The organism is Ensifer sp. YR511 (genome assembly GCF_900103045.1).
Lineage (GTDB): Bacteria > Pseudomonadota > Alphaproteobacteria > Rhizobiales > Rhizobiaceae > Ensifer > Ensifer adhaerens.
Window position 1 is genome coordinate 60,160 of record NZ_FNGR01000028.1, and the last position, 21,574, is coordinate 81,733.

Here is a 21,574-nt window from a genome sequence, read left to right on the forward strand (position 1 = left end):
CATATCCGCTCTGCCGTCGCCGGTCACACTTGCTAAGACATTGTCGCCCGCGAGAAACAGCGCAACCCAAGAAGAGCGCAGCGGTTGCTTCTGCGCTCTTTGTTACACGGACGATGACGAATCCTGAAGCATCCGCGCGCGCCCTCCTAGTCTATCACCTCATGGGAGGCTTAGTTTCTGAAAAGGCGGTCTTGCACCGTTTGGCCCCCTTGCATTCCCTCATAAGCGCGACCACGGGGCACGATTGTAGTGTTTCATCGGACACCAGCCTTGGGTCTTTCCAGCGCGGGGCGGGTTCGGATCAGGATTTTCGACTTTTGTCCGGCAGGCAGATGAGCGTCTGCTGGCCGAGCGCGACCTGAAGGCGCTTTCCGCGTGACGAAGAGAACACCTCAAGCTGGCAGATCGTTAGTGTTCGCCCGCCCTTGACCACCCGACCGACGGCATCAACGAATTCACCTTGAGCGGGGTTCAGGAGGTTCAGCTTGAACTCGACGGTGAGAACCTCCGTGCCTTCAGGGAACAAGGTAAACCCAGCATATCCACCTGCGGAATCGGCTATCGCCGACAGACCGCCCGCATGAAAATAGCCGTGCTGCTGGGTCAGTTGCGAAGCGAACGGCATACGGATGACCACAACCCCCCGATGGATCTGGTGCAGCTCTGCTCCAATATGCCGCATCAACCCCTGTCGATTGAAGCTTTCACGGATGCGCTGCTCGACCGTTTCGTCTACAGGCTCGCCCAATAAACCGCTCATTCGCCATTCCTACCTTTCACATTCATGATCAATCTAGCCGCAAAAAGACGACAGCGTCGCCCACGCAAGCTCCAGTTCCGGCGAGCGCCAGGCGAGCAGGATCGGCACACAGGCTGCCAATAGCAACACCAAGGGAAGCAACACCTCAGAAGCCTCTGGGTCCGGCGTCATGCTGACGAGGCCTTCACCATGTTGCGAACGATCGGGCGATCGTTGATCGGCCAGTGAACGAGCGTCGCGACGACGCCGAGCACAATCGCGATGGTCCATCCGGCGAAATACGACCCGGTAACCTCGAACAGATAGCCCCCTGCCCACACACCGAAGAACGACCCAACCTGATGGCTGAAGAACAGGATGCCGAACAGCGTACCTATATACCGGACCCCGAATATCTGGGCGACCAGTCCGTTGGTAAGGGGAACTGTGCTCAGAAATAGGAACCCCATCGTGACGGAAAAGCCGTAGACGCTCATCTTGCTCAACGGGACGGTGATGAAAAGCGCAATGGCGGCGCTCCTTATCAGATAGAGGGCGACGAGCAGATATTTCCTGCGCATCATTCCACCCCAGACGCCGAACAGGTAGGTGCCGACCACGTTGGCGAGCGCTATCAGGGAAAGGGCGGCGACGCCATCTGATGCGCTCATGCCGTTGTCAATGAGGTAGGACGGAAGATAGGTCGCCGCAAATGTCAGCTGGAAACCGCAGGCGAGGAATCCGATATTGAGAAACCAGAAGCCTTGATGCCGAAACGCTTCCGCGATCGCAGCAGCCATTGGGATGTGCTGGGAAGATGGCTGAGTGTCCAATCTATGATTGCGCAGCAGGAAAACAAGCGGCAGCAGGAAAGGCACTACTGCTGCAAGCGAAAGCAAAGCATTCATCCAGCCCCAGTTGCTGATCAATGCCTGCGTCGCCGGCACCAGTGCAAACTGTCCCAGACCACCGATCGCGCCGGCAAGGCCCAAAGCCCAGCTTCGCCTTTCGATCGGGATCAGGCGATTGAGCGCCGCATAAACGACGCCGAAAGTCGTTCCTGCCTGTGCGATGCCGATACAGATGCCGGCGCTCAGCACGAAGAGTGGAACCGTCGGCGCCAGCATCATGCCGATGAGACCTGCCGCATAGAGGAGCAGCCCCGCCGCAATCACCTTCGTCGGGCCAACGCGATCTGCAACCATGCCGGCGAACGGCTGCGCAATCCCCCAGGTCAGGTTTTGCGCTGCCATCGCCAGAGCGAACGTTTCTCGCGACCAGCCGCGATCCGCTGTGACCGGCAACAGGAACAGGCCCTGCACGTGGCGCGCGCCAAGCGCCAGCCCCATGATCAGCCCGCTCGCCAGTATGGGAACCCAGAGTTCAGAGGACCGCAAGCGTCCGGCGGCAAATGGTTCGGGCGTCCAGGCCATGACAAATACTCCCCAATGACTTCAGCCGTGAATGGATCTCTATTGTTCTTGTCCTCGCGGGGAGATCGAAACCGCGCGCTCAAGAATGGGGCCGTTCTCGCAATCTGTAGGTCTCGCTTTCACCTGGAAACTCTCCTGCGAGCACGTCCTGCGCATATTGCGCTGCGGCCTTTTCAATCAGTGTGCGGATGTCGGCGTATCGGCGAACGAACTTCGGCGTCCATTCGAACATCCCCAGCATGTCATCGGTCACAAGAATCTGGCCGTCACATGCTGCGGATGCGCCGATGCCGATGGTGGGTGCGCTGACGGCGGCCGTGATTTCCTCGGCCAGATCGGAGGCGACACCCTCAACAAGAATTGCAAAGGCCCCGGCCTTATCCACGGCGCTCGCTTCGGCGAGGATGCGCTCGCGCTCGTCCGCCGTCCGCCCCTTGGCCTTGAAGCCGCCCTCGACATTCACCGCCTGCGGGCGCAGGCCAACATGACCCATCACAGGAATGCCGCGTGAAACCAGAAACGCGATGCTTTCTGCAACACCTTCCGAGGCTTCGACCTTGACCGCCTGACACCCCGTCTTGCGCAAGACCTTCGAAGCGGTCTTGAACGCTTGATCAGGACCGCGCTCATAGCTGCCGAATGGCAGATCCACCACCACCACCGCACGCTCGCTGCCGCGCATCACTGCCTGAGCATGCAGAATCATCATGTCCAGCGTAACCCCAACCGGACTGGGCAGCCCGTGCAGCACCATGCCGACCGAATCCCCAATCAGCAAAAGATCGCAATGCCGGTCCAGGAGTTCGGCCATCGGCGTGGTATAAGCCGTCAGGCAGACGATCCTCTCGGCACCCTTGCGGGCGCGGATTTGTGGTACAGTGATGCGGGTGGATCTTGCCTGTTTGGACATGATGCAACCTTTCTGACGGGCTCAGCCCTTGTTGAGCCAACTGCCGATGCGGCCTATCCCCTCGGCCACATCCTCATTCTTGCCGGCGAAGGAGAGCCGGATGTGCGTTCCGCCGCGCCGACTGTCGAAGTCCACCCCCGGCGCTACGGCAACACCAGCTTCGTCGAGGAGCCTTCGTGCAAATCCCATGCTATCGTTGGTAAGGTGGTCGACATCGGCGTAGATGTAGAATGCCCCGTCGGCGGGGTGGAGTTTGCCAAGACCGATCTCTGGCAGACGCCTGAGCAGGATGTCGCGGTTCAGGGCGTAACCCGCCTTCACCGCTTCCAGCTCCGCCGTCGCGTCAAAGGCTGCAACACCCGCGACCTGGGAGAGCGCATTGACACTGAGCGCGATGTTCTGCGCCAGACATTCGACCGTGCGGGTGACATCCGGCGGCACCACCATCCAGCCGATCCGCCAACCCGTCATGCAGTAGTATTTCGAGAAGCTGTTGATGACGATCACATCGTCCGAAAAGGCCAGCACGCTCTTGGTTGGGAAGCCGTAGACGAGACCGTGGTAAATCTCGTCCATGATGAGGCGGATACCCAGATCACCGCAGGCGCCGACCAGGGCCTGAAGATCGTCCGGCGCGACCATCGTGCCATTCGGGTTGTTGGGGCTGGCGACGATCAGGCCCTTGAGCGGCTTTTCTGACTGTACGTCGGCAAGCATGTCGGGCGTCATCGTCCACCGGGTCGCCGCCGTCGTCGGGATCTCGACGACCTCGAGCCCCAGCGCCTTGAGGATGTTGCGGTAGGCTGGATAGCCCGGTGTCGGAAGGCCGACACGATCACCAACGTCGAACAAGGTGAGGAAAGCCAGATTGAAGGCGGCCGACGAGCCGGTCGTAACGACGATCCGGCCGGCTGGAATGTCGAGATCGTGGATCTCCCGGTAGTATCTGGAAATGCGCGCTCGCAACGCCGGCGTTCCGAGCGCTTCGGTGTAGCCGATACGACCGCTCTCTAGCGCTATCGTAGCAGCCTCTCGCACGACCGTTGGCGTAGGTGCGCCGGGCTCACCGACAGCAAGGTGGATGATGGACCGTCCTTCTCGCTGGAGCTTGAAAGCATCCGCCATGACGTCCATGGCTCGAAAAGGCTCCACGGCACTGCGCTGCGAAAGAAATGTCATGTCATGTCTTCCTCGAGTTTAGACCGTGGACCAAAGGCCGATCAGGTTTCCGGCGGAACAGTTCGAGCCTTTGGCAATGGCACCTCTCTTTTAAACCACCGCTCATATAAATGGGTTGCGTTTTTGAGCGAAAATTCCCCATAATTTGGAATTCAGTTAGCAAACCAACTCAGGAGTGGCATCCGATGCCAAGCACTTTGGACTCGATTGACCGCGCCATCTTGAGAGCCCTGCAACGGGATGCGAAAATTCAGAACATTGAATTGGCGGAGCGTGTCGGTCTCTCGCCGTCGCCCTGTCTTCGCCGGGTCCGGCTCCTTGAAGAGGCCGGCATCATCGAGCGGTACGCAGCACAGCTGAATCCAGAAAAGGTCGGATATGGCCTGACTGTGTTCGCGCGGGTCTGGCTGAAGGGGCCAGATGAGGAAACGATCAACCCGTTTGTCGACGCCATCATGAAACTGCCCGAAATCGTCGAATGCCATATGCTGTCCGGCGACTGTGATTTCTTACTGAAGATCATCGCGGCAGATCTGGACGCCTACAGGCGCTTCCGGGTCGAGCAACTCGGGCGCATCAAGGGCATACGCGACATCAAATCGGACATCCCGATGCAGAAAATCAAGCAATCATGGGAAATCCCGATTTGAACGATCAATTCTCGTCATCGTCCACAGTCGCGCTACATGCGGCCACGAGGGCTACATGGGCGATCCCTTGGACCGATAGCAAGCGCCGACAGCCCTGATTGTGTCTTGTCGGTGCGCTTGATGATCTCCAAAGCCCCGCCCCCGATTTACTTCAGCCGCCTCTTCCGTTTGTCGCCAGCACAACGACCATCGTCAAAAACATGCATCATCCACGGCTATTTTTGTGGCGGATAGATTTCCAGAGATCTGGAGCACCGTCCCGGTCTTGAATGTCGGCTCTGGACCACGAGTCTGGCCCTCAGCCCCAACGTGTCGACAATGATGTTGCGCCTGCACCCCGTGAGCTTCTTCCCGGTATCATAACCCCGGATACCGCTTTCGGTGGTTTCACGCTCTGACGGGAAAGCATCGAAGCCCGTGCCCGTCCAGTGCGGAAGAACGCCCGGGGGAACTCCTCATTCGGCGGCCTCCGCAAAAGCGACATCACCCACCAGCTTGGACTTACCCTCGCCCCTTTCCGGCGCCAGCACCCGGTTGATGCCGACGTCGAACACCATCGCGACTGGCTTCGCTCATTCCACCTTCACCATCTACGGTCGTCCGACGGCTGCAACGAGGATATCCGCGTTGCGGCAGATTGCGGACAGATCCTTGGCGCGCGATTGGGCAGTCGTCACCGTCGCATTGGCGGCGAGCAGCAGCGCCGACATCGGCTTGCCGAAGAGGTTCGAACGGCCGATGGCGACGGCGCTCAATCCGGAAAGGTCTTCGTTGTGGGTCTGGCGAACGAAGACCATGGCGCCCGCCGGCGTGCAGGAGACAAGACCGCCAACGAGATCGCCGGTCGCCAGCTTGCCGGCATTGACGACATGCAGGCCGTCGACGTCTTTTTCCGGCAGGATCGACTGGATGATCGGTTCGGCGTTCAGGTGCTTCGGCAGCAGCAGCTGCACGAGAATGCCGTGAATGGAGGGATCGGCGTTGAGCTCCGCGACCAGAGCGACGAGCCCTTGCTGCGTGGGTTGCCTCCGGCAGGGTGTGGATCGACAGGAAGCCACACTCCTTGGCCATCTTGCTCTTGGAGGTCACATAGGCGTGGCTTGCCGGATCGTCGCCGACGATGACGACCGCGAGACCCGCGCGAACGCCGGTATCGGTCTCAATCGCCTTGGTCGAGGCTTTCACAGTCTCGATCACCGAAGCGGCGACTTGCTTGCCATCAAATATGGTGGCCATCATCGTTCATCCCATCCGCTCGGACTTGTAGGAGCCCGGGCTTGCGGGGAAGACAATAGTTTTATTGCCGTTCATGAAGACACGGTGGTGGATATGCGCGTGCACGGCCCGCGCCAGGACCTGGCTTTCCACGTCACGACCGATCGAGACATAGTCGTCCGGGCTTTGCGCATGGGTGATGCGGGCAACATCCTGCTCGATGATAGGGCCCTCATCGAGATCTTCGGTGACGTAGTGCGCTGTCGCGCCGATCAACTTCACCCCACGCTCGAAAGCCTGCTTGTAAGGATTGGCACCCTTGAAGCTTGGCAGAAACGAATGATGGATGTTGATGATCCGGCCCGACATCTTCTTGCAAACCGCATCCGACAGAACCTGCATGTAGCGAGCAAGAACGATGAGGTCGGCTTCCGACTGCTCGACGATCTCCATCAGCCGCGCTTCGGCCTGCGGCTTGTTTTCCTTCGTCACCTTGATGTGGTGAAAGGGAATGTCGTTGTTGACGATGACCTTCTGGTAGTCGAAGTGATTGGAGACGACGCCAACGATATCGATCGGCAGCGCGCCGATCTTCCAACGATAGAGCAGGTCGTTGAGGCAATGGCCAAAGCGCGACACCATGAGCAGCACCTTCATGCGCTGTTCGCTGTTGTACAGCTCCCAGTTCATCGCAAACCTCTCGGCGACGGGGACAAAGCCTTTTTCGATCGCGGCCTGATCCGCCCCTTCCTCCGAAATGAACGTCAAGCGCATGAAGAACAGGCCGGTCTGCAGGTCATCGAACTGTGAGCTGTCGACGATATTGCAGCCGATACCGGCGAGATAGCCCGTCACCGACGCGACAATGCCGCGCGTGGATTTGCAGGAGATGGTCAAGACATGGCTTTTCATCGGGCAGACTTTCATGACGAATGGAACATATAAAAGCTGCGTGGAACTTTCAGCCCACGCCGTCAGGATCGCTTGGGAGGCTAATATCGGGCCGTGAGCAGCGATTTGAGCTTGGTTTCAGGGGCCGCCAAGGCAACAGGATCGATCGGCTTTGCGCCGGCGATGAGCATTTCGGCCAGACGGATATCGCGAGCGATAATGTTTCCGGGTCCGATACCACTTGCCGCGAGCAGGCGGTTTGTCTCATCCAGTTCGAAGATAATGAAACCGCCGCCGACATCGCGCCGCACGGTTCTTGCGCCGCCTGCCGATAGTCCGGCGACCTGGAGTGTCATCTCGTACTGATCGGACCAGAACCACGGAACGGCGGTGATACTTTCATCGGCACCCAGAAGATTGGCGGCGGCAAGCAATCCCTGTTCCTGCGCGCTGCGCCAGGATTCCAGACGAACCCGCCGATCGCCGTAAACCCGGAGCGGAAAGGAGCAGCAATCGCCGGCGGCGAAGATATCCGGATCGCTTGTCTGCAGATGGCGATCGACAACAATGCCGTTGTCGATGGTGAGGCCGGCTTCGGCAGCAAGTTCGGTATTGGGGATCGAGCCTATACCGACGACGAGGATATCAGCACTGACGGAGCGGCCATTTGCCAGCGAGATATGCACCGCATTGTCGTCGGCAACCAATTCTCCGACGCGAGCATTGCAGATAATCTCGACGCCTTCGGCGGCATGCCGCGCTGCTACGACCTCTGCCACATCAGCCGGCACCCCGCGCGACAGAATGCGCGGTAAGCCTTCAAGCAGGACGACGGATGCACCAAGGTTACGGGCCACTGCGGCAAGTTCGAGGCCGATAAAGCCGCCTCCGAGGATGGCGATGCGGCGATCCGGGGAGAGATGCTGCCGGATACGGAGCGCATCGGCATGGGTGCGCAGATAATGAATGCGGCGAGAGTCTTCCGGAGCGCCGCCCAACCTTCGCGGCCGTGCGCCAGTCGCCAGCAGCAGCCGATCGTAAGGCACCTTTTCGCGGCTCGAAAGTTCGACAGTTTTTCCAGTCCGATCGATATGGGTGGCAGTGGTTCCCGTTCGCAGACTTATGCGGCGGGACGCGTATTCTTCCAGCCCACCGATAAATCTTGGCGCTGCACCTTCAAGCATGCCTTCCTTGGACAGCGGCGGCCGTTCATACGGCGCATGGTCCTCGGCGCCGATCAGCGTGATCGCGCCATCGAAACCACGTTCGCGCAGGCTCAGTGCAGCGCGGCCACCGCATTCGCCGGCACCTATGATAATAAAAGAAGTCATTGTAAACGCCTTTGTTGGCGGGCGCGCCCATCCTGCTTCCCCGCGACGGAAACGAGGTGCTGCTGGAACGCTGCCTTCATTTCCCTGAAGCTCGAATAACCGCTCAGAGACGCAAGCCGCGTGATTGTGACCTTGGAAACGCCGCACCTTTGCGCGACCGAGCTCAGTGATCCGAATGCAGCGATGTCTGGATTGATCAGAAGCAGCCGCATCGCGTACTCTGGACCCGACGGAAACTTAATACGTCGGTCAGCAATTAACTGCTTAAGATCGCTTATGCTCAGCGGCACTCGTGGATTTGCAGGGGATAGCATTTCGGTCTCCTCGGATGGAACGGAGGCCCTTCGACAGCTTTGACGCATTGGCGCAGATTTACCCTAAGGGCCTCCACGGAACTCAACCCAAAACAGAGGCCAGTGAGATCGGGCCTCCGCTTTTGACCGAAAGGGTCGCGGCCTCAGCCATGGCCAATGCGGCAACGCCATCGTCCAGCGTGACCGGTAGCGCCTTGCCAACATTGACGGCATCGACGAAGGCCGCCCATTCGGCGGCATAGGCTGGCATGTAGCGCTCCAGGAAGAAGTAGGTCGGCTTGGCGCCAGTCACGCCCACAGTGGTTGACTTCACCACGGTGTTTTCAAGCATGTTCTGCGCCTGCAGCAGTCCTTCCGAGCCGAGAAGTTCGACCCGCTGATCGTAACCATAGACGGCGCGCCGGCTGTTCTTGATGACGGCAATACGGCCATCGGCATAGCTGAGCGTCACGACGGCCGTGTCGACGTCGCCTGCCGAACCGATCTCCGGATCGACGATGGACGAGCCGGTAGCAGTCACCGTAACCGGCGGTGCGCCCATGATGAAGTTCGCCATGTCGAAGTCGTGGATCATCATGTCCCGAAAGAGTCCGCCCGAGACCTTGATATAAGCGACCGGCGGCGGAGCCGGGTCGAAGGAGGTGATCGACAGAAGTTCGGGCTTGCCAATCTCGCCCGCATCGACCGCCTTCTTCAGTGTCGCGAAATTCGGGTCGAAGCGTCGGTTGAAGCCGATCATGACGGGGCGGCCAGTCGCGGCAACCGCTTTCTGGCAAGCCTGCGCGCGTGCGAGACTAAGATCGACGGGCTTTTCGCAAAGCACCGCCTTACCAGCGGCCGTTGCCCTCTCGATCAGGTCGGAATGGGTGTCGGTGGATGTAGCGATCAGCACAGCATCGATCGATGGGTCACCCAAAATGGCGTCTGTGCTGCGCGCTTCGGCGCCATACTGGGCGGCAATCTTTTCGGCTGCACCCATGTTGATGTCTGAGACCGAGACAAGTCTGCTGGCGGGATGGCCGGAGATCGCCGTTGCGTGTACGCCGGCGATGCGACCCGCGCCGAGAAGACCAACTTTAAGCATGTAATTTTCCTTCATGGCTAGAGGCCGAGTTCGGCCCTGAAAGCGTTGAATTCCGTGTCGCCGATCGCGACATTGTGCTGGGATTGCGGATAGGCGCCTCTGTCTACGTCCGCGATGAACTCGCGGAACGCTGCGATGCGCTCCTTCTGCAAGCGTTCGAATTCGGCTGCGAAATTGCGATAGGTCTTGGCGTGACGCGGCTTGTGGCCATCGGTGTGGCCGAGTACGTCCTCGGCGAAGAGGTACTGGGCATCGGCGCCTGGCCCGGCGCCCATGCCAAGCATGATCATCGAGGTGTTTCTCGAGATCAGTTCACCAACCCGGTCAGGCACGACCTCCAGCTCCGCGCCGAAGCAACCGATGGCTTCCAGCTGTTTGACGTGCCGGAACACCTGCGTCGCCTCGGCCACCGTCTTGCCGACGGCACGAAAGCCTGTCCAGGTTATATAGGAGGGGATCAGACCGACATGGGCGACGATCGGGACGTGGTTGTCGCAAAGGACCTTCTGGATATCGAGCGAAGCTGCGCAGTAGAAACAGTCGCCGCCCATGGCGGAAAAGTGGAAGGCGGCACGCAAATAGTCTTCGGCCGTTGCGAGCGGACGGCCTTCGAAATTGCCCCAACCACCGTAGGGAAGCCCGACCTGCACGAAGCAACGGCCCGCCGCATCGCGCATCTCCGGTGAGAAGAAGCGGCCTTCGATCGAGAGCATGTGGATACCGGCCGCATTGGCCGCCGCCGCCTCTTCGAGCGTCGTGACGTAGAGCATGGAGATCTTTTCGCCACGCGTTTTCATGGCGCGGATGTCGGCGACGGTCGGACGGGTAATCTTGTGAACCATGGAACTATACCGTGAACGCGTTGCGGAAGGATTCGAGCGCAAGTTCCGGATCGCCAGAAGCGAAGGCTTCCATGCCGACCGGCCCGGCATAGCCCATGGCTTTCAGAGCCTTCGCGACACCGTTCCAATTGACCTCACCGGTTCCGGGTTCACAGCGGCCGGGGACATCGGCCACCTGGATTTCCCCGATCCAGGGCAGGCACTTGCGGCAAAGCTCGATCAAGTTCCCCTCGCCGATCTGTGCATGGTAAAGGTCGAGATTAAGGCGCAGGCGAGGATTATTGACGCTCGACACGAGCGAGAGCGTGTCCTCGGCGCGGCCAAAGGGGACGCCGGGGTGATCGACCGGAAGGTTGAGGTTCTCCAGCGTGAAAACAACGCCTTCTTCCTCAGCCATCTCCACGATACGGCAAAGCGTGTCGCGCGCCTTCAACCACATCGCTCCGGTTACGACCTCGATTGGCTGGACGGGGAGCCCGCCCTCCCCGAGCCCGGTTCCATGTAGGTTCAGACGCTGAACGCCAAGTCGCTTTCCGACCTGCGCTGTTGCGCGCGCGCTGCGCAAGAGCTCATCAGCCCCTTCGTCATCTGTCAGTCGCCCTGTGAGGTAGCCGTTCATGATGGTGAAGGAGGCACCTGTCGCTTCAAGCTTAGCGAGATCATGCTCCGGCCAGTTCCATAGACCGACGCCAAAACCCATCTCCTTGAGACGAGTGGCCCTCCATTCGATCGAGCGGTTTCGCCAGATCATCTCCGCGCAAGCGGCCAATGCAAATTGTGTCATGTCGTCAAATCTCTATGAATACGTCGCCGTCCTCGACCTTTACCGGCCAGGACTTGAGGTTCATGCAGGCGGGCGCACGCGTCGCTTCACCGGTCTTGTAGTCAAAATGTGCGTTGTGTTTCGGGCACTCGATGATGCCGTCCATGACGAGGCCATCAGCGAGATGGACGCGTTCGTGGGTACAGATCCCGTCGATACAGAAGAACTCGTCTTCCGGGCTGCGGATCAGCAGAAACGAGCGGCCGGCGTGATCGAAACGGAGCAGATCCTCAAGCTCGACATCGTCGGTTGCGCAGGCGCGGGTCCAGGTCCCCATGTCTTCATCCTTTGGCATTGATTGTTTGGCAGTTCGGATAGTCAATGTGCGGCGGCTAGATTGCCGCACTTGCAATCTGGGGCGCATGCCCGTCATGGCTCGCCATGTAGCCATCGATCTGGGCTTCGAGTTCCGCCATCGTCTCGCCCCCAGCCATCAGGTCGGTGATCTCCTCGCGCGTCTTCTCGCCCTTGCGGAAATCGGCGGCGATCGCGCCACGGATCAAAACCGCGAAATGATCCCCGACTGCCATGGCGTGCATGACCTGATGGGTGATGAACACGACGGCGAGACCCCGGCGCTTCGCCTCGTTGACGATCCTGAGGACGTGGGTTGCCTGCTTTACACCAAGGGCCGCGGTCGGCTCATCGAGGATCAGGACCTTCGCCCCGAAATGCACGGCACGGGCAATCGCCAGCGATTGCCGTTCCCCGCCCGAGAGACCGCCGACCAGCCGGTCGCCGTCATCGATGCGGGTGATGCCGAAGTTCTGGATGGCATTGATCGCGATCTCGTTTGCCTTCCTCCGGTCGAAGATCTTGAACGGACCCCAGCCCTTGGTCGGCTCAACGCCGACGAAGAAGCTGCGACCGATGCTCATCAGCGGGAACGTACCGCCGAACTGGTGGACCGTTGCGATGCCGCGGGTGCTGGCGTCACGCGGGCCGTTGAACTCGACGGGCTGGCCGTCCATCTCCATCTTGCCGGAGCTCGGGCGATAGACACCCGAAAGCGTCTTGATCAAGGTGGACTTGCCGGCGCCATTGTCGCCGAGTAGGCACAGCACTTCACCGGGACAGATATCCAGCGAAATATCGTTGAGCACTTCGATGGGGCCGAAGGATTTGCAGATGTTGTTAAGCTTCAGGATGGGCGTGGACATATCAGGCCTCACTTCTTCTTCGGCGAATAGGAGAGCGCCATGCTACGGAAGGTGTTGTTCATCAGTACGGCCAAGAGCAGCATCACCCCGATGATCAGACTCGACCAGTTGCGGTCGAAGGAGGTGAAGTAGATGCCCTGGTTGACGACAGCGAAGGTGATGGTGCCGAAGAAGATGCCGATGATGGAACCGAAGCCACCGGTAAGCAGCACGCCGCCGACGACCACGGAAATGATCGAATTGAAGATGAAGGACATGCCGGCCGAGACCTGAGCGGAATTGAAGAGGATCGCCTGGCACATGCCGACGAAGGCGGCGCTGGTGGACGACAGCACGAAGAGAGCGATCGTCAGGCGCGCCGTCGGGATGCCGGCATTGCGCGCACTGATCTTGTCGCCACCCATGGCAAAGATCCAGTTGCCCCAGGGCGAGTAGTGGACGACGTAGACATAGAGTGCCGTCAGCGCCAGCCACCAGAAGATGATCACCTGGAAGGTGTTGGCGACGAACTGGCCGAAGAGGAATTTTGCAATTCCGGGCGCCTTGAGGGCAACGCTGGTGGTCCCGGTAAGGAGAACGGACAGGCCGAGAACGAGGCCCGCGACCGCAAACAGGGTCCCGAGCGTGACGATCAGCGATGGCACGTTGGTGCGGACTACGAGGATGCCGTTCACCAGACCGACAAAGACGCCGAGCGCGAGCGAGGCCGCGATGCCGATCCAGATCGGCAGCCCGTAGTAGCCGGAGATGATGGCGACCGTCATGGAGCCGGCGGGAATCATGGAGCCGATGGAAATGTCGAGCTCACCAGCGATCATCAGAAGACCGATCGGGAAGGCGACGATGCCAAGATTGGCCGCGACGTTCAGCCAGCTTGCCGCACCCGACGGCTTCAGGAAATCGATACTTCCGAAGACGAGGAAGAAGACGAAGACGCCGAACAGACCGAGAAAGGCGCCGGCCTCCGGCCTCCTGAAGAGCCCGCCGACGGAAAAGCCAGAGACGTTTGAAGGTGTCGACGTTTGCCCCATGGCGAGTGATTGGCTTGCGGTTTTCGAGTTCATGATGGTTCCCCTTCCCGGCTTTGCCGTGTTGTAACGGGGCCGCTCCCTGGAGGAGGTGCAGGGAGCGGCCGGCGAGCGCTCGGGTTAGCGTGCGCCCTTGGAGACGCCGGAGAGCGTCGACTCGATATTCGATGCATCGACGATGCCCGGACCGGTCAGCACCGGCTTGACCGGAAGATCCGTACCGAAGTCGATGTGAGACGCGAGCAACGAGACTGAAAGCAGCGACTGAAGATACGGCTGCTGGTCGACGGCAAAGAGCTGCGCGCTGTTCTTGATGCGGTCGAGACCGGCCTCGTTGAAGTCGAAGGAGCCGAGCTTGACGCTCTCGACCTTGCCGGCCTGCTGGATACCGCTCGCCGCCGCGTCGGCATCGCCGGCACCAATGGTGATGACGCCATCGATGGTAGCGTCCTGAGTCAAGGTCGCCTTCACCGCTTCGGCGATCGCCGTCGGGTCTCCGAAACTCGTCGCCGGAAGCGGCAGCTGCTTGCCGGTCCCGCCTGCCTTGGTGATCCCGTCGATCACGCCCTTGCAGCGGGCTTCCTGGTTGGCGCTGCCGGGAAGCGTGTTGACGCAGAGCACGTTCTTCTGGCCGTTCTTGCCGAAGTATTCCCCGCCCGCAATGCCGGCAAGATATTCGTCCGAACCAACGTAGTTGATGGCGCCGAGCTCCTTCGCCTTGTCGAGCGAGCCGGCATTCATGAGAATGATCTTGATGCCACTGTCGGCGGCGGCCTTGATCGCCTCGTCCTCTGCTTCCGGCACCCAGTTGGGAACGACGAGCCCCGTGACACCCTGGCTGATCGCCGTGCGCACCAACCCTGCCGCGTCCGGTCCGAGATTGTCGTAGGTCTGGAGCTGCAGGTAGGTGACCTTGCCGCCGTTGGTTTCGACCACGAAGCGGGCATCATCGACCCCCTTCTTGATCTTGCTCCAGAAGGCATCGTCGGTCTTTCCGCCGACGACCGCGATGTCGGCGGAAAGCGCAACGCTTGCGGTGAGACAGAGTGCAACCGAGGCCGCAAGAGCCCTGGTCATGGTGGTCAGCATTGTCATCGGGTTTTCCTCCCCCGTTTCGCCGGATGGCGGGTTAAAGTTAGAAGTCTTGATCCTGTTCTGGGGACCGCCTCCTCGCGGAACCCCACGACTTTGCGGGCTCACGAGTTCGCGCGGGCCGCCTTGGCGTTCATCCGCTCTTTCTTCTTTGCGAAGCGGGCTTGCATCTGCACGTCGCCATCCTTGGTGCCGTCGTGCCAGGTGCCGAACCACTTATCGAGTGGGATGAGGCCGTCTCCGCCGTAGTTCACCTCGAAGTACTTGTGATGCAGGTAATGGGCATAGGCATGGGTATCGAGCGGCGTATCTTCCGTGACCTCGAGCTTGTCGAAACCAATGTGCCCGTTGACGGCGCCGAAGCCGGCAATGTGGAGTTGGAACATCGCCACGATCGGATTCGACGGGATCACCAGATGCCAGAAAGCGACGGCGTGGTAGAGGAAGCCCTCGACTGGATGCATCGAAAGCGAGGACCAGGGCGACGGGTTCACCGAGTTGTGGTGGACCGAGTGGATCCAGCGATAGAGCGGTCCCCAGTGGATGAGCCGGTGGATAATGAAGAAATGCACCTCGTGGATCATGGGCGCCACCGCGACGAGGAACGCGAGGTAGTATGGATTGTCTGACCAGCTCAGCCACGGCACCCAGCCATTGGCAAAGACCCACAGGAACAGCACCTCGACAAAAGTCCACAGAGGGATCGACAGAAAGAACGACCGCAGGAAATTGTCGATGTTCTGGCTCTTGAACCAGAAGACGTCCGACGGCTGCTCACTGGGGAATTTCACGTTGTATTTGAAGCGGTTGCCCTGCTTGCGCTTCACGTAGAAGAAAAGTTCGATTGAACCGTAGAAGACGAAGATCGCGGCCGCGTTCACCGCGTAGAGCCACAGCGCCCATCGCCAGTCCAGCGACTTCATCACCTCGACATCCGGAACGACATAGAACCAGTAAAAGAGCGCCGTTGCCATGTGGAAGACGTTCCAGGGCCAGATGTATTCCGGCAACCACTTCAGCACAGCCGGCAACTTCGGGGGCCACACCCAGAACGGAGCGACCTCAATACGACCGTTAGGCGCCCAGTCGCCGCGCTTGTTGCGGGTGCCGTAGTTGAGATCATCCATCGTCTAGCCTCCCGGACGCTGAGCATCCCGTTGTTTGCGATCGGAGAAGTCATCATCGACATTGACGCGCGCACGGCGCGGCCATCTTCGGGGTGGGCCCAAAGCGCCAGATCCAGCAATATCGATGCGTTTCTTCTCCCGGGCGTGGGAGCCTTATAACCGCTCCATCACCGTCTTCTGACACAGACAATGCCGACTTGACGGGTGTTAAATCAAGGCGCAATTCTCTTCGCAGAGATGATCGTATCATTCGTCTCATGCCTTCAGAACAATGATACATTTCATATCATGAGGCGATGATGAAGAGACCGACCATTCGCGATCTTGCAAATAAGGCCGGGGTGTCGATCGCGACTGCAAATCGAGTCCTGTCCGGAGCGGAAAACGTTAGAACAATCACGCGCGAAAAAGTTCAAGCGGCCGCCGAAACCATCGGCTTCTATGGATTGGGGGCAATCCAGGCGCGCAATGCAGCGGCGCGCCAGAAGTACCGTTTCGGCATAATTCTTCTCCAGCCGCATCGCCCATTCTACCAGCTCGTCGCGCACGCTTTGTTGCAAGCGGCCGTGCAAGCCGAGGCGGTAGACATCGAACTGAAGATCGAACATCTGGAAGATCTGGCACCGCAGAACACGGCGGAACGAGCCCTGGCGCTCGCCCGCGAATGCGATGCGATCTGCGTTACGACCGCAGTACATCCGGTCGTCACCCAGGCGCTCGAACAAATCCAGGCAAGCGGTATTCCGGTGTTCGCGCTGATCTCGCAGCTCGCGGCGACTGGTCAGATCCACTACATCGGTCTCGACAACTGGAAGGTCGGCCGAACCGCGGCCTGGGCGTTCGACCACATCTGCAAGAAACCAGGCAAGATTGGCTTGCTGATGGGCAATCCGCGGTACCGAAACCAGGAGATGAACGAAACGGGCTTCCGCTCGTATTTTCGCGAACTCGCCCAGGACTTCCAGTTGCTGGAACCTTTGTCGACCTTCGAATCATCCGCAGTCGCGCAGGAAATGACCGAACGCCTGCTGGAGCACCATCCTGACCTTGCTGGCCTCTATGTAGCGGGCGGCGGCATCAGCGGGGTACTTGCAGCTCTGCGCGCGACCGGACGGGCTGGCACTCTGGTCGTCGTTGGCTACGAACTCATGGACAACGTCAAGACTGCCCTCCTCGAGGGCGCCATGACAATGTCCATTGCTCATCCGCTGGAGCGGCTCGCTGCTGAGGCCATTAAGGGCATGGTGGCAGCAGTCTCCTCGGGAGGAGACAACGCGAGCTATACAAAGATCGTCCCATTCGAAATCTTTACACGGGAGAACCTGTGAGTGGTCGCACCCGCAGAGTCGCGAACGGTTGCTTAGGCAACTCGAATGGTTCCGGTTCCGCGCATAAGGCGGCCTGTTTCAGCGGATACTAAGCTCGTAATGCCCAGTTGATACATTATGCGATCTTCTTGGCCCAAAAGGTGAACATCACAGCAACAAGCCGTGCAAGGCTCGTGGGAGCACGATTCTGTCCGTCCCCGAGGCGACGTCCACGCTTAAGATCCTATTTGTTCTGAGCCGGCGCCGGCATGAAGTCCCGAATGGTGTGAGTCCAAAATCGCGGTGATCTCGAGCCGCGACATCTAGTGGTCGAAACCGAACTGCTGAAAAGACCAATGAGAACGCCGGTGTTCTCCTGCCGTCCGCAGGCATAGTTGGAGACACCGACTTCTTGGTCATGTTATCGCTTCTTCCGACGACGGGAGGGGACAGCCGCATGTCAAATCAGAAACTGAACGGCGAAATCTTGCTGAACATCGGCTTTGTCGACATCGCGACATGGGGAGCCGACGGCGACTTCATCGCCTACCAACTGGACGGCGGGGATTCCGATGCCAAGCAGGTGGTGCTCGATGAGCCGAATGCGCTCTACGCTTTCGTGTGCGGCGGGGACGTTCTCTATGTCGGGAAGACGGCCCGTTCTATCGGAAAACGGTTCGTCGGATATTGCCGACCCGGCAAGACGCAGCAGACGAATTTACGCTGCCACCGGAACATCAAAGCCGCTCTCGCCGAAGGGGCGGAAATTCGGATTCTGGTGTTCACGCCGATCTCGCATCTCCGCTACGCAGATTTTGAGATTAATCTGGCTGCAGGCCTCGAGGATTCTCTGATCAAGGCCTTCAACCCGCCCTGGAATGGCAGGGAGAGAGGGCAACCGATTACCGAGGAAGCGGAACGCGAGGAGGCGGAAGAGGCAGACACCGAGCGGCTAGATGCCCTACACGCCGCTGGCATCCAGCAAAAAGCGATGGCAACTACCCCGGCCTTGGCGACCTTCATCGTCACGCTAGGGCCGACCTACTACGAGAAGGGTCTCCTGAATCCCGGTGTAGAAGCCAGCCACTATCTCGGAAAAGACGGCGACCCCATACGAATCTTCTTCGGTGACGGAAGCGAACCGGTGATCTCGACTATCAACCGGACGGCGAACCCTACCGGCGCCGTTAGGATCGTCGGAAAGAACCCCCAGATCGCCCAGTGGTTTCAGAGACACTTCAAGCAGGGCGACACCGTTCAGGGCCGCGCGATCAATGCCCACACCATTCTGCTCCTGGCCCCGTAAGTTACTGCGGGCGCCTCAGCCTAAGCGTTCTTGAGGCGAACCATAACGATTTTGGGATTGTCCGGCGCTCGCTCGATTGTGACAAGGCCCGAGGCTTTTACCAGGTCGCTTAACCTGGCAAAGCCGTAGTTGCGTGCGACGAAATCGGGAGCTTGCTTTGCCAAGTGTCCGCCCACCTGGGCCAAATTAGCTCGGCCGTCTTCGTCGGCGGTCGCCATAATAGCCTTAACCAACATGTCCCGAGCCGCCCTATTCAAGGCTGCCTTCTTCGCGGCCGGTTTCGCGGTGGCGTGTTTAGCCTCGGCGGGCTTCTGAGGAGCGGCAGCAGCCGCCTCTTCTCCACCGTTTCCGTTGAGGACGTCGAAATAGACGAGCCTGTCGCAAGCGGTGATGAATGGCCGGGGTGTCTTGCGCTCACCGAACCCATAAACGGTGACCGCCTGTTCACGGATGCGGGCCGCTAACCGCGCGAAATCGCTGTCGCTAGAGACGATGCAGAAGCCAGAAAAACGTCCCGTATAGAGCAGGTCCATGGCGTCAATGATCATCGCACCATCGGTCGCATTCTTTGCGGTCGTATATGCGAATTGCTGAATTGGCTGAATCGAATGCTCGAGAAGGCATTCCTTCCAGCCCTTCAAATTCGGCCCTGTCCAGTCACCGTAGATCCGCTTGACGCTCGCCGTTCCGTAATTGGCGATTTCAGCCATTAGACCGACAATGATTTTTGGCGATGCATTATCGCCGTCGATCAGCAGCGCCAATGTTCCCGAGTTTTCCGTTGCCAAAATGTCGAAAACTCAAAATCACCAGCAAGCTCGCTCCTGATGGCCTCAATCAACCCTACGTTCGACGTGTTGTCGAGAAGGACAACCGAGGATTTGAGAATCCAAGAGCTTGCTATTCCCGCTTTCGCATTAGTGCCAGCAGCACACTGAGGAGTGCACAGGTGCGCGTGGCCTGTATTGCCTGTTACATATCTTCTCCTGGCGTCGTCAGCCGGCGCGGCAACGATGCCGTCGCCCGAGCTAGCGTCTACTTCATATCAGGAGTTGCATTTATTAGCATAACCGAATTAACTGACAGTAATTGAGATAAACAATTCGGTTTTCGCAAAAGCATGCAGGATGCGTGCACGAGAGAAAGCAACTCCGAAATGACCTCCGATATCGAGGCAGTTTGTGAGAATTTGTTTCCGGCTAGCCACGGTGCGATCGCGGACTGGGCAGCGTTCCCCTGGCATCGAGATCGAACCAATCGAATTCAGGCCCACAAGGTGCATTCGTCGCAGGCCATCGCAATTGATGTGTTCGGCACACTCAAGATGAGCACTGATCGCGACCGCGTTTTCGACGCCATCGCCGAGCGTGCGGGAGTGGCACCGGGTGGCCCGTGGGCAGTAACACTCGAGTGGACTGATGCAGACCGGCTTCTGGGAGAACCCAGACCCACGCAAGTGGATGCACTTGCGGTCGGGTCAAAGGCCGCGTTCGTCATCGAGTGCAAATTCACCGTAAGCGGTTAGCTGACGGCGTCTGACCTGAAGTTCCAGGGCATGAGGGCTTCGATTTCGGATGCGGGCCAGCCTTGAGCGATGCGGGTCAAGGTCTGCGAGAGCCAGTCGAGCGGATCGACGCCATTCATTTTGCAGGTCTGCAACAAGGTGGCCACCGTCGCCCAAGTTCGTCCACCGCCCTCGCTGCCGGCGAATAGGCTATTCTTTCTCGTAATCGTTTGGGGCCTGATCGCCCGTTCGACGATGTTGGAGTCGATCTCGATGCGACCGTCCGTCAGAAAGCGTTCCAGCGCCTCGCGCCGGGTGAGCGCGTAGCGGATCGCCTCGGCGGTTTTGGATTTTCCCGAGACCTTGCCCAGTTCCTTTTCCCAGAGCTCGAAGAGGCTGGCGACGGTGGCCGAGGATTTCTCCTGGCGCCGGGCCGCGCGGCTGTCGGCATCCTTACCGCGAACTTCATCCTCGATGCGCCAGAGCTCGGTCATTGCCAGGACAGTGTCTGTGGCGGCCTGCGAGACTGCGCTGATGTGCAGGTCATAAAACTTGCGCCGTAGATGTGCCCAACATCCTGCAAGCTGGACCGTTTCGTTGCTGCCGGTTTTCGCCCGCGTCTTGGCGAGACTGGTATAGGCCGAGTAGCCATCCACTTGCAGGATGCCGGTGAATCCGGCGAGATGACGCGTCACGCAATCCGCGCCTCTGCTGTCTTCAAAACGATAGGCCACCATCGGCGGACTGGTTCCGCCATAGGGGCGGTCGTCGCGTGCGTAAGCCCAAAGCCAGGCCTTGGTGGTTTTGCCCGAACCGGGCGCAAGAGTGGGCAGGGTCGTCTCGTCGGCAAAGATCCTTTCGCCCTCCTTGACCCTCTCCAGGATATAATCGGCCAGCATCTGTAGTTCGAAGCCCAGATGCCCCATCCATTGGGCCATCAGCGATCGGCTGATCTCGACGCCATCACGCAAATAGATCGCTTCCTGCCGATAAAGAGGAAGACCATCGGCGTATTTGGAAACGGCGATATAGGCGAGCAGCCGTTCGGTCGGCAGGCCGCCTTCGATGATGTGTGCCGGCGCCAGGGCCTGGACCACGCCATCGCTGCCCCGGAAAGCGTACTTAGGGCGACGCGTCACGATGACCCTGAACTTCGGCGGCACGACGTCCAGCCGCTCCGAGCGGTCCTCTCCGATCAGAACCTTTGCCAGCCCCTCGCATCCGGCCGGGATTTCCGGCTCGATGACCTCCTCGATGCGCTCGAGATGGGCGGCAAAACCTTTGCGCGGACGCGGCGCGCGCTTCGGCTTGTCTTTGGCCGCGCGGTCGAGTTCGCTGCGGATTGCCGATAGGCCGGTTTCGACCTCTTCGAAAGCAAAGGAGACCTGCTCGTCGTTGACCCCGAGGCGGAGCCGCTCAGAGCGCTTGCCATTTTGCGTGCGCTGCAAAACCTTCATGATCAAGGTCAGGTTAGCAATCCGCTCGTTGGCGCTCTTCTCAACCGCCTCCAACCGCGCGATCTCAGCCTCGGCCGCCTTCAGCCGGGCCTCCTTCTCAGCCTGTTCGCGCGCCAGCGCGAGGACCATCGCTTTCAGCGCATCAACGTCGTCCGGCAGGTCGCTAAGGGGCAAATCCATGG

Annotated in this window: 20 protein-coding genes and 3 pseudogenes; 4 read left to right on the forward strand and 19 right to left on the reverse strand. The window is 59.5% G+C overall.

Annotation, left to right across the window (positions count from 1 at the left end):
* Positions 1–301: 301 nt before the first annotated feature.
* From BLU15_RS30430 to BLU15_RS30445, 4 genes are all read right to left on the reverse strand, one after another.
* On the reverse strand, positions 302–760 hold the full coding sequence (locus tag BLU15_RS30430) for a PaaI family thioesterase (RefSeq protein ID WP_090300562.1): 459 nt from the start codon (positions 758–760) through the stop codon (positions 302–304).
* A gap of 167 nt (positions 761–927) precedes the next feature.
* Positions 928–2,172, reverse strand: coding sequence for an MFS transporter (locus BLU15_RS30435; protein WP_244546853.1), 1,245 nt, complete (start codon positions 2,170–2,172; stop codon positions 928–930).
* Positions 2,173–2,251: 79 nt separating this feature from the next.
* Positions 2,252–3,082, reverse strand: a complete 831-nt coding sequence (gene panB, locus BLU15_RS30440; RefSeq protein WP_090300564.1) for a 3-methyl-2-oxobutanoate hydroxymethyltransferase — start codon at positions 3,080–3,082, stop codon at positions 2,252–2,254.
* Positions 3,083–3,103: 21 nt separating this feature from the next.
* Entirely contained in the window at positions 3,104–4,261 is a 1,158-nt protein-coding gene (locus BLU15_RS30445; protein WP_090300566.1) for a pyridoxal phosphate-dependent aminotransferase, read from the reverse strand.
* 185 nt (positions 4,262–4,446) lie between these two features.
* Between BLU15_RS30445 and BLU15_RS30450 the strand changes: the two genes are divergently transcribed.
* On the forward strand, positions 4,447–4,911 hold the full coding sequence (locus BLU15_RS30450) for an Lrp/AsnC family transcriptional regulator (protein WP_090300567.1): 465 nt from the start codon (positions 4,447–4,449) through the stop codon (positions 4,909–4,911).
* Between the two features lie 149 nt (positions 4,912–5,060).
* Here the strand turns inward: BLU15_RS30450 and BLU15_RS30455 are convergent.
* The 13 genes and pseudogenes from BLU15_RS30455 to BLU15_RS30515 form a co-directional block, all read right to left on the reverse strand.
* Positions 5,061–5,300, reverse strand: a pseudogene (locus BLU15_RS30455) (transposase); the annotation flags it as partial.
* A gap of 69 nt (positions 5,301–5,369) precedes the next feature.
* Positions 5,370–6,147 (reverse strand): annotated as a pseudogene (locus BLU15_RS30460) (tetrahydrofolate dehydrogenase/cyclohydrolase catalytic domain-containing protein); the annotation flags it as partial.
* A 6-nt stretch (positions 6,148–6,153) separates the two neighbouring features.
* Positions 6,154–7,038: a formyltetrahydrofolate deformylase gene (gene purU / locus BLU15_RS30465; protein WP_090300569.1), complete on the reverse strand. Its 885-nt coding sequence runs from the start codon at positions 7,036–7,038 to the stop codon at positions 6,154–6,156.
* An 80-nt stretch (positions 7,039–7,118) separates the two neighbouring features.
* Positions 7,119–8,348 (reverse strand): NAD(P)/FAD-dependent oxidoreductase, encoded by a 1,230-nt coding sequence (locus tag BLU15_RS30470; RefSeq protein ID WP_090300570.1) that lies wholly within the window; start codon positions 8,346–8,348, stop codon positions 7,119–7,121.
* Complete coding sequence (locus tag BLU15_RS30475; RefSeq protein WP_176960401.1) at positions 8,345–8,662, reverse strand: MurR/RpiR family transcriptional regulator; 318 nt, start codon at positions 8,660–8,662, stop codon at positions 8,345–8,347. The genes BLU15_RS30470 and BLU15_RS30475 overlap by 4 nt, the downstream gene beginning before the upstream one ends.
* 82 nt (positions 8,663–8,744) lie before the next feature.
* A complete protein-coding gene (iolG, locus tag BLU15_RS30480) occupies positions 8,745–9,746 on the reverse strand; it encodes an inositol 2-dehydrogenase (protein ID WP_090300616.1) in 1,002 nt (333 codons plus the stop codon).
* A gap of 17 nt (positions 9,747–9,763) precedes the next feature.
* On the reverse strand, positions 9,764–10,588 hold the full coding sequence (locus BLU15_RS30485) for a 3-methyl-2-oxobutanoate hydroxymethyltransferase (RefSeq protein WP_090300574.1): 825 nt from the start codon (positions 10,586–10,588) through the stop codon (positions 9,764–9,766).
* A 4-nt stretch (positions 10,589–10,592) separates the two neighbouring features.
* Positions 10,593–11,372 carry a TIM barrel protein gene (locus BLU15_RS30490; RefSeq protein WP_090300576.1) on the reverse strand — a complete coding sequence of 260 codons (780 nt, stop codon included), beginning with the start codon at positions 11,370–11,372 and terminating at the stop codon, positions 10,593–10,595.
* A 4-nt stretch (positions 11,373–11,376) separates the two neighbouring features.
* Entirely contained in the window at positions 11,377–11,688 is a 312-nt protein-coding gene (locus BLU15_RS30495; RefSeq protein ID WP_244546854.1) for a MocE family 2Fe-2S type ferredoxin, read from the reverse strand.
* Between the two features lie 55 nt (positions 11,689–11,743).
* Positions 11,744–12,571 carry an ATP-binding cassette domain-containing protein gene (locus tag BLU15_RS30500; RefSeq protein ID WP_090300579.1) on the reverse strand — a complete coding sequence of 276 codons (828 nt, stop codon included), beginning with the start codon at positions 12,569–12,571 and terminating at the stop codon, positions 11,744–11,746.
* Positions 12,572–12,579: 8 nt separating this feature from the next.
* Positions 12,580–13,602: an ABC transporter permease gene (locus tag BLU15_RS30505; protein WP_090300581.1), complete on the reverse strand. Its 1,023-nt coding sequence runs from the start codon at positions 13,600–13,602 to the stop codon at positions 12,580–12,582.
* A gap of 117 nt (positions 13,603–13,719) precedes the next feature.
* Complete coding sequence (locus BLU15_RS30510) at positions 13,720–14,694, reverse strand: substrate-binding domain-containing protein (RefSeq protein ID WP_090300583.1); 975 nt, start codon at positions 14,692–14,694, stop codon at positions 13,720–13,722.
* Between the two features lie 101 nt (positions 14,695–14,795).
* Positions 14,796–15,818, reverse strand: a complete 1,023-nt coding sequence (locus BLU15_RS30515) for a sterol desaturase family protein (protein WP_090300585.1) — start codon at positions 15,816–15,818, stop codon at positions 14,796–14,798.
* Between the two features lie 299 nt (positions 15,819–16,117).
* Here BLU15_RS30515 and BLU15_RS30520 point away from each other — a divergent pair, with 299 nt between their 5' ends.
* Entirely contained in the window at positions 16,118–17,146 is a 1,029-nt protein-coding gene (locus BLU15_RS30520; protein WP_244546856.1) for a LacI family DNA-binding transcriptional regulator, read from the forward strand.
* A 436-nt stretch (positions 17,147–17,582) separates the two neighbouring features.
* Positions 17,583–18,431, forward strand: a complete 849-nt coding sequence (locus BLU15_RS30525) for a GIY-YIG nuclease family protein (protein ID WP_090300620.1) — start codon at positions 17,583–17,585, stop codon at positions 18,429–18,431.
* Between the two features lie 20 nt (positions 18,432–18,451).
* On the opposite strand, the gene BLU15_RS30530 is transcribed toward BLU15_RS30525, so the two are convergent.
* The gene (locus BLU15_RS30530; protein ID WP_090300589.1) at positions 18,452–19,219 is read right to left on the reverse strand and encodes an NYN domain-containing protein; all 768 of its coding nucleotides are present in this window, start codon (positions 19,217–19,219) and stop codon (positions 18,452–18,454) included.
* Positions 19,220–19,587: 368 nt separating this feature from the next.
* Here BLU15_RS30530 and BLU15_RS30535 point away from each other — a divergent pair.
* Positions 19,588–19,953, forward strand: a pseudogene (locus BLU15_RS30535) (hypothetical protein); the annotation flags it as partial.
* On the opposite strand, the gene BLU15_RS30540 reads toward BLU15_RS30535, so the two are convergent.
* Positions 19,953–21,572, reverse strand: a complete 1,620-nt coding sequence (locus BLU15_RS30540; RefSeq protein WP_090300592.1) for an IS66 family transposase — start codon at positions 21,570–21,572, stop codon at positions 19,953–19,955. The pseudogene BLU15_RS30535 and the gene BLU15_RS30540 sit on opposite strands and share 1 nt — an antisense overlap.
* Between the last annotated feature and the right edge of the window lie 2 nt (positions 21,573–21,574).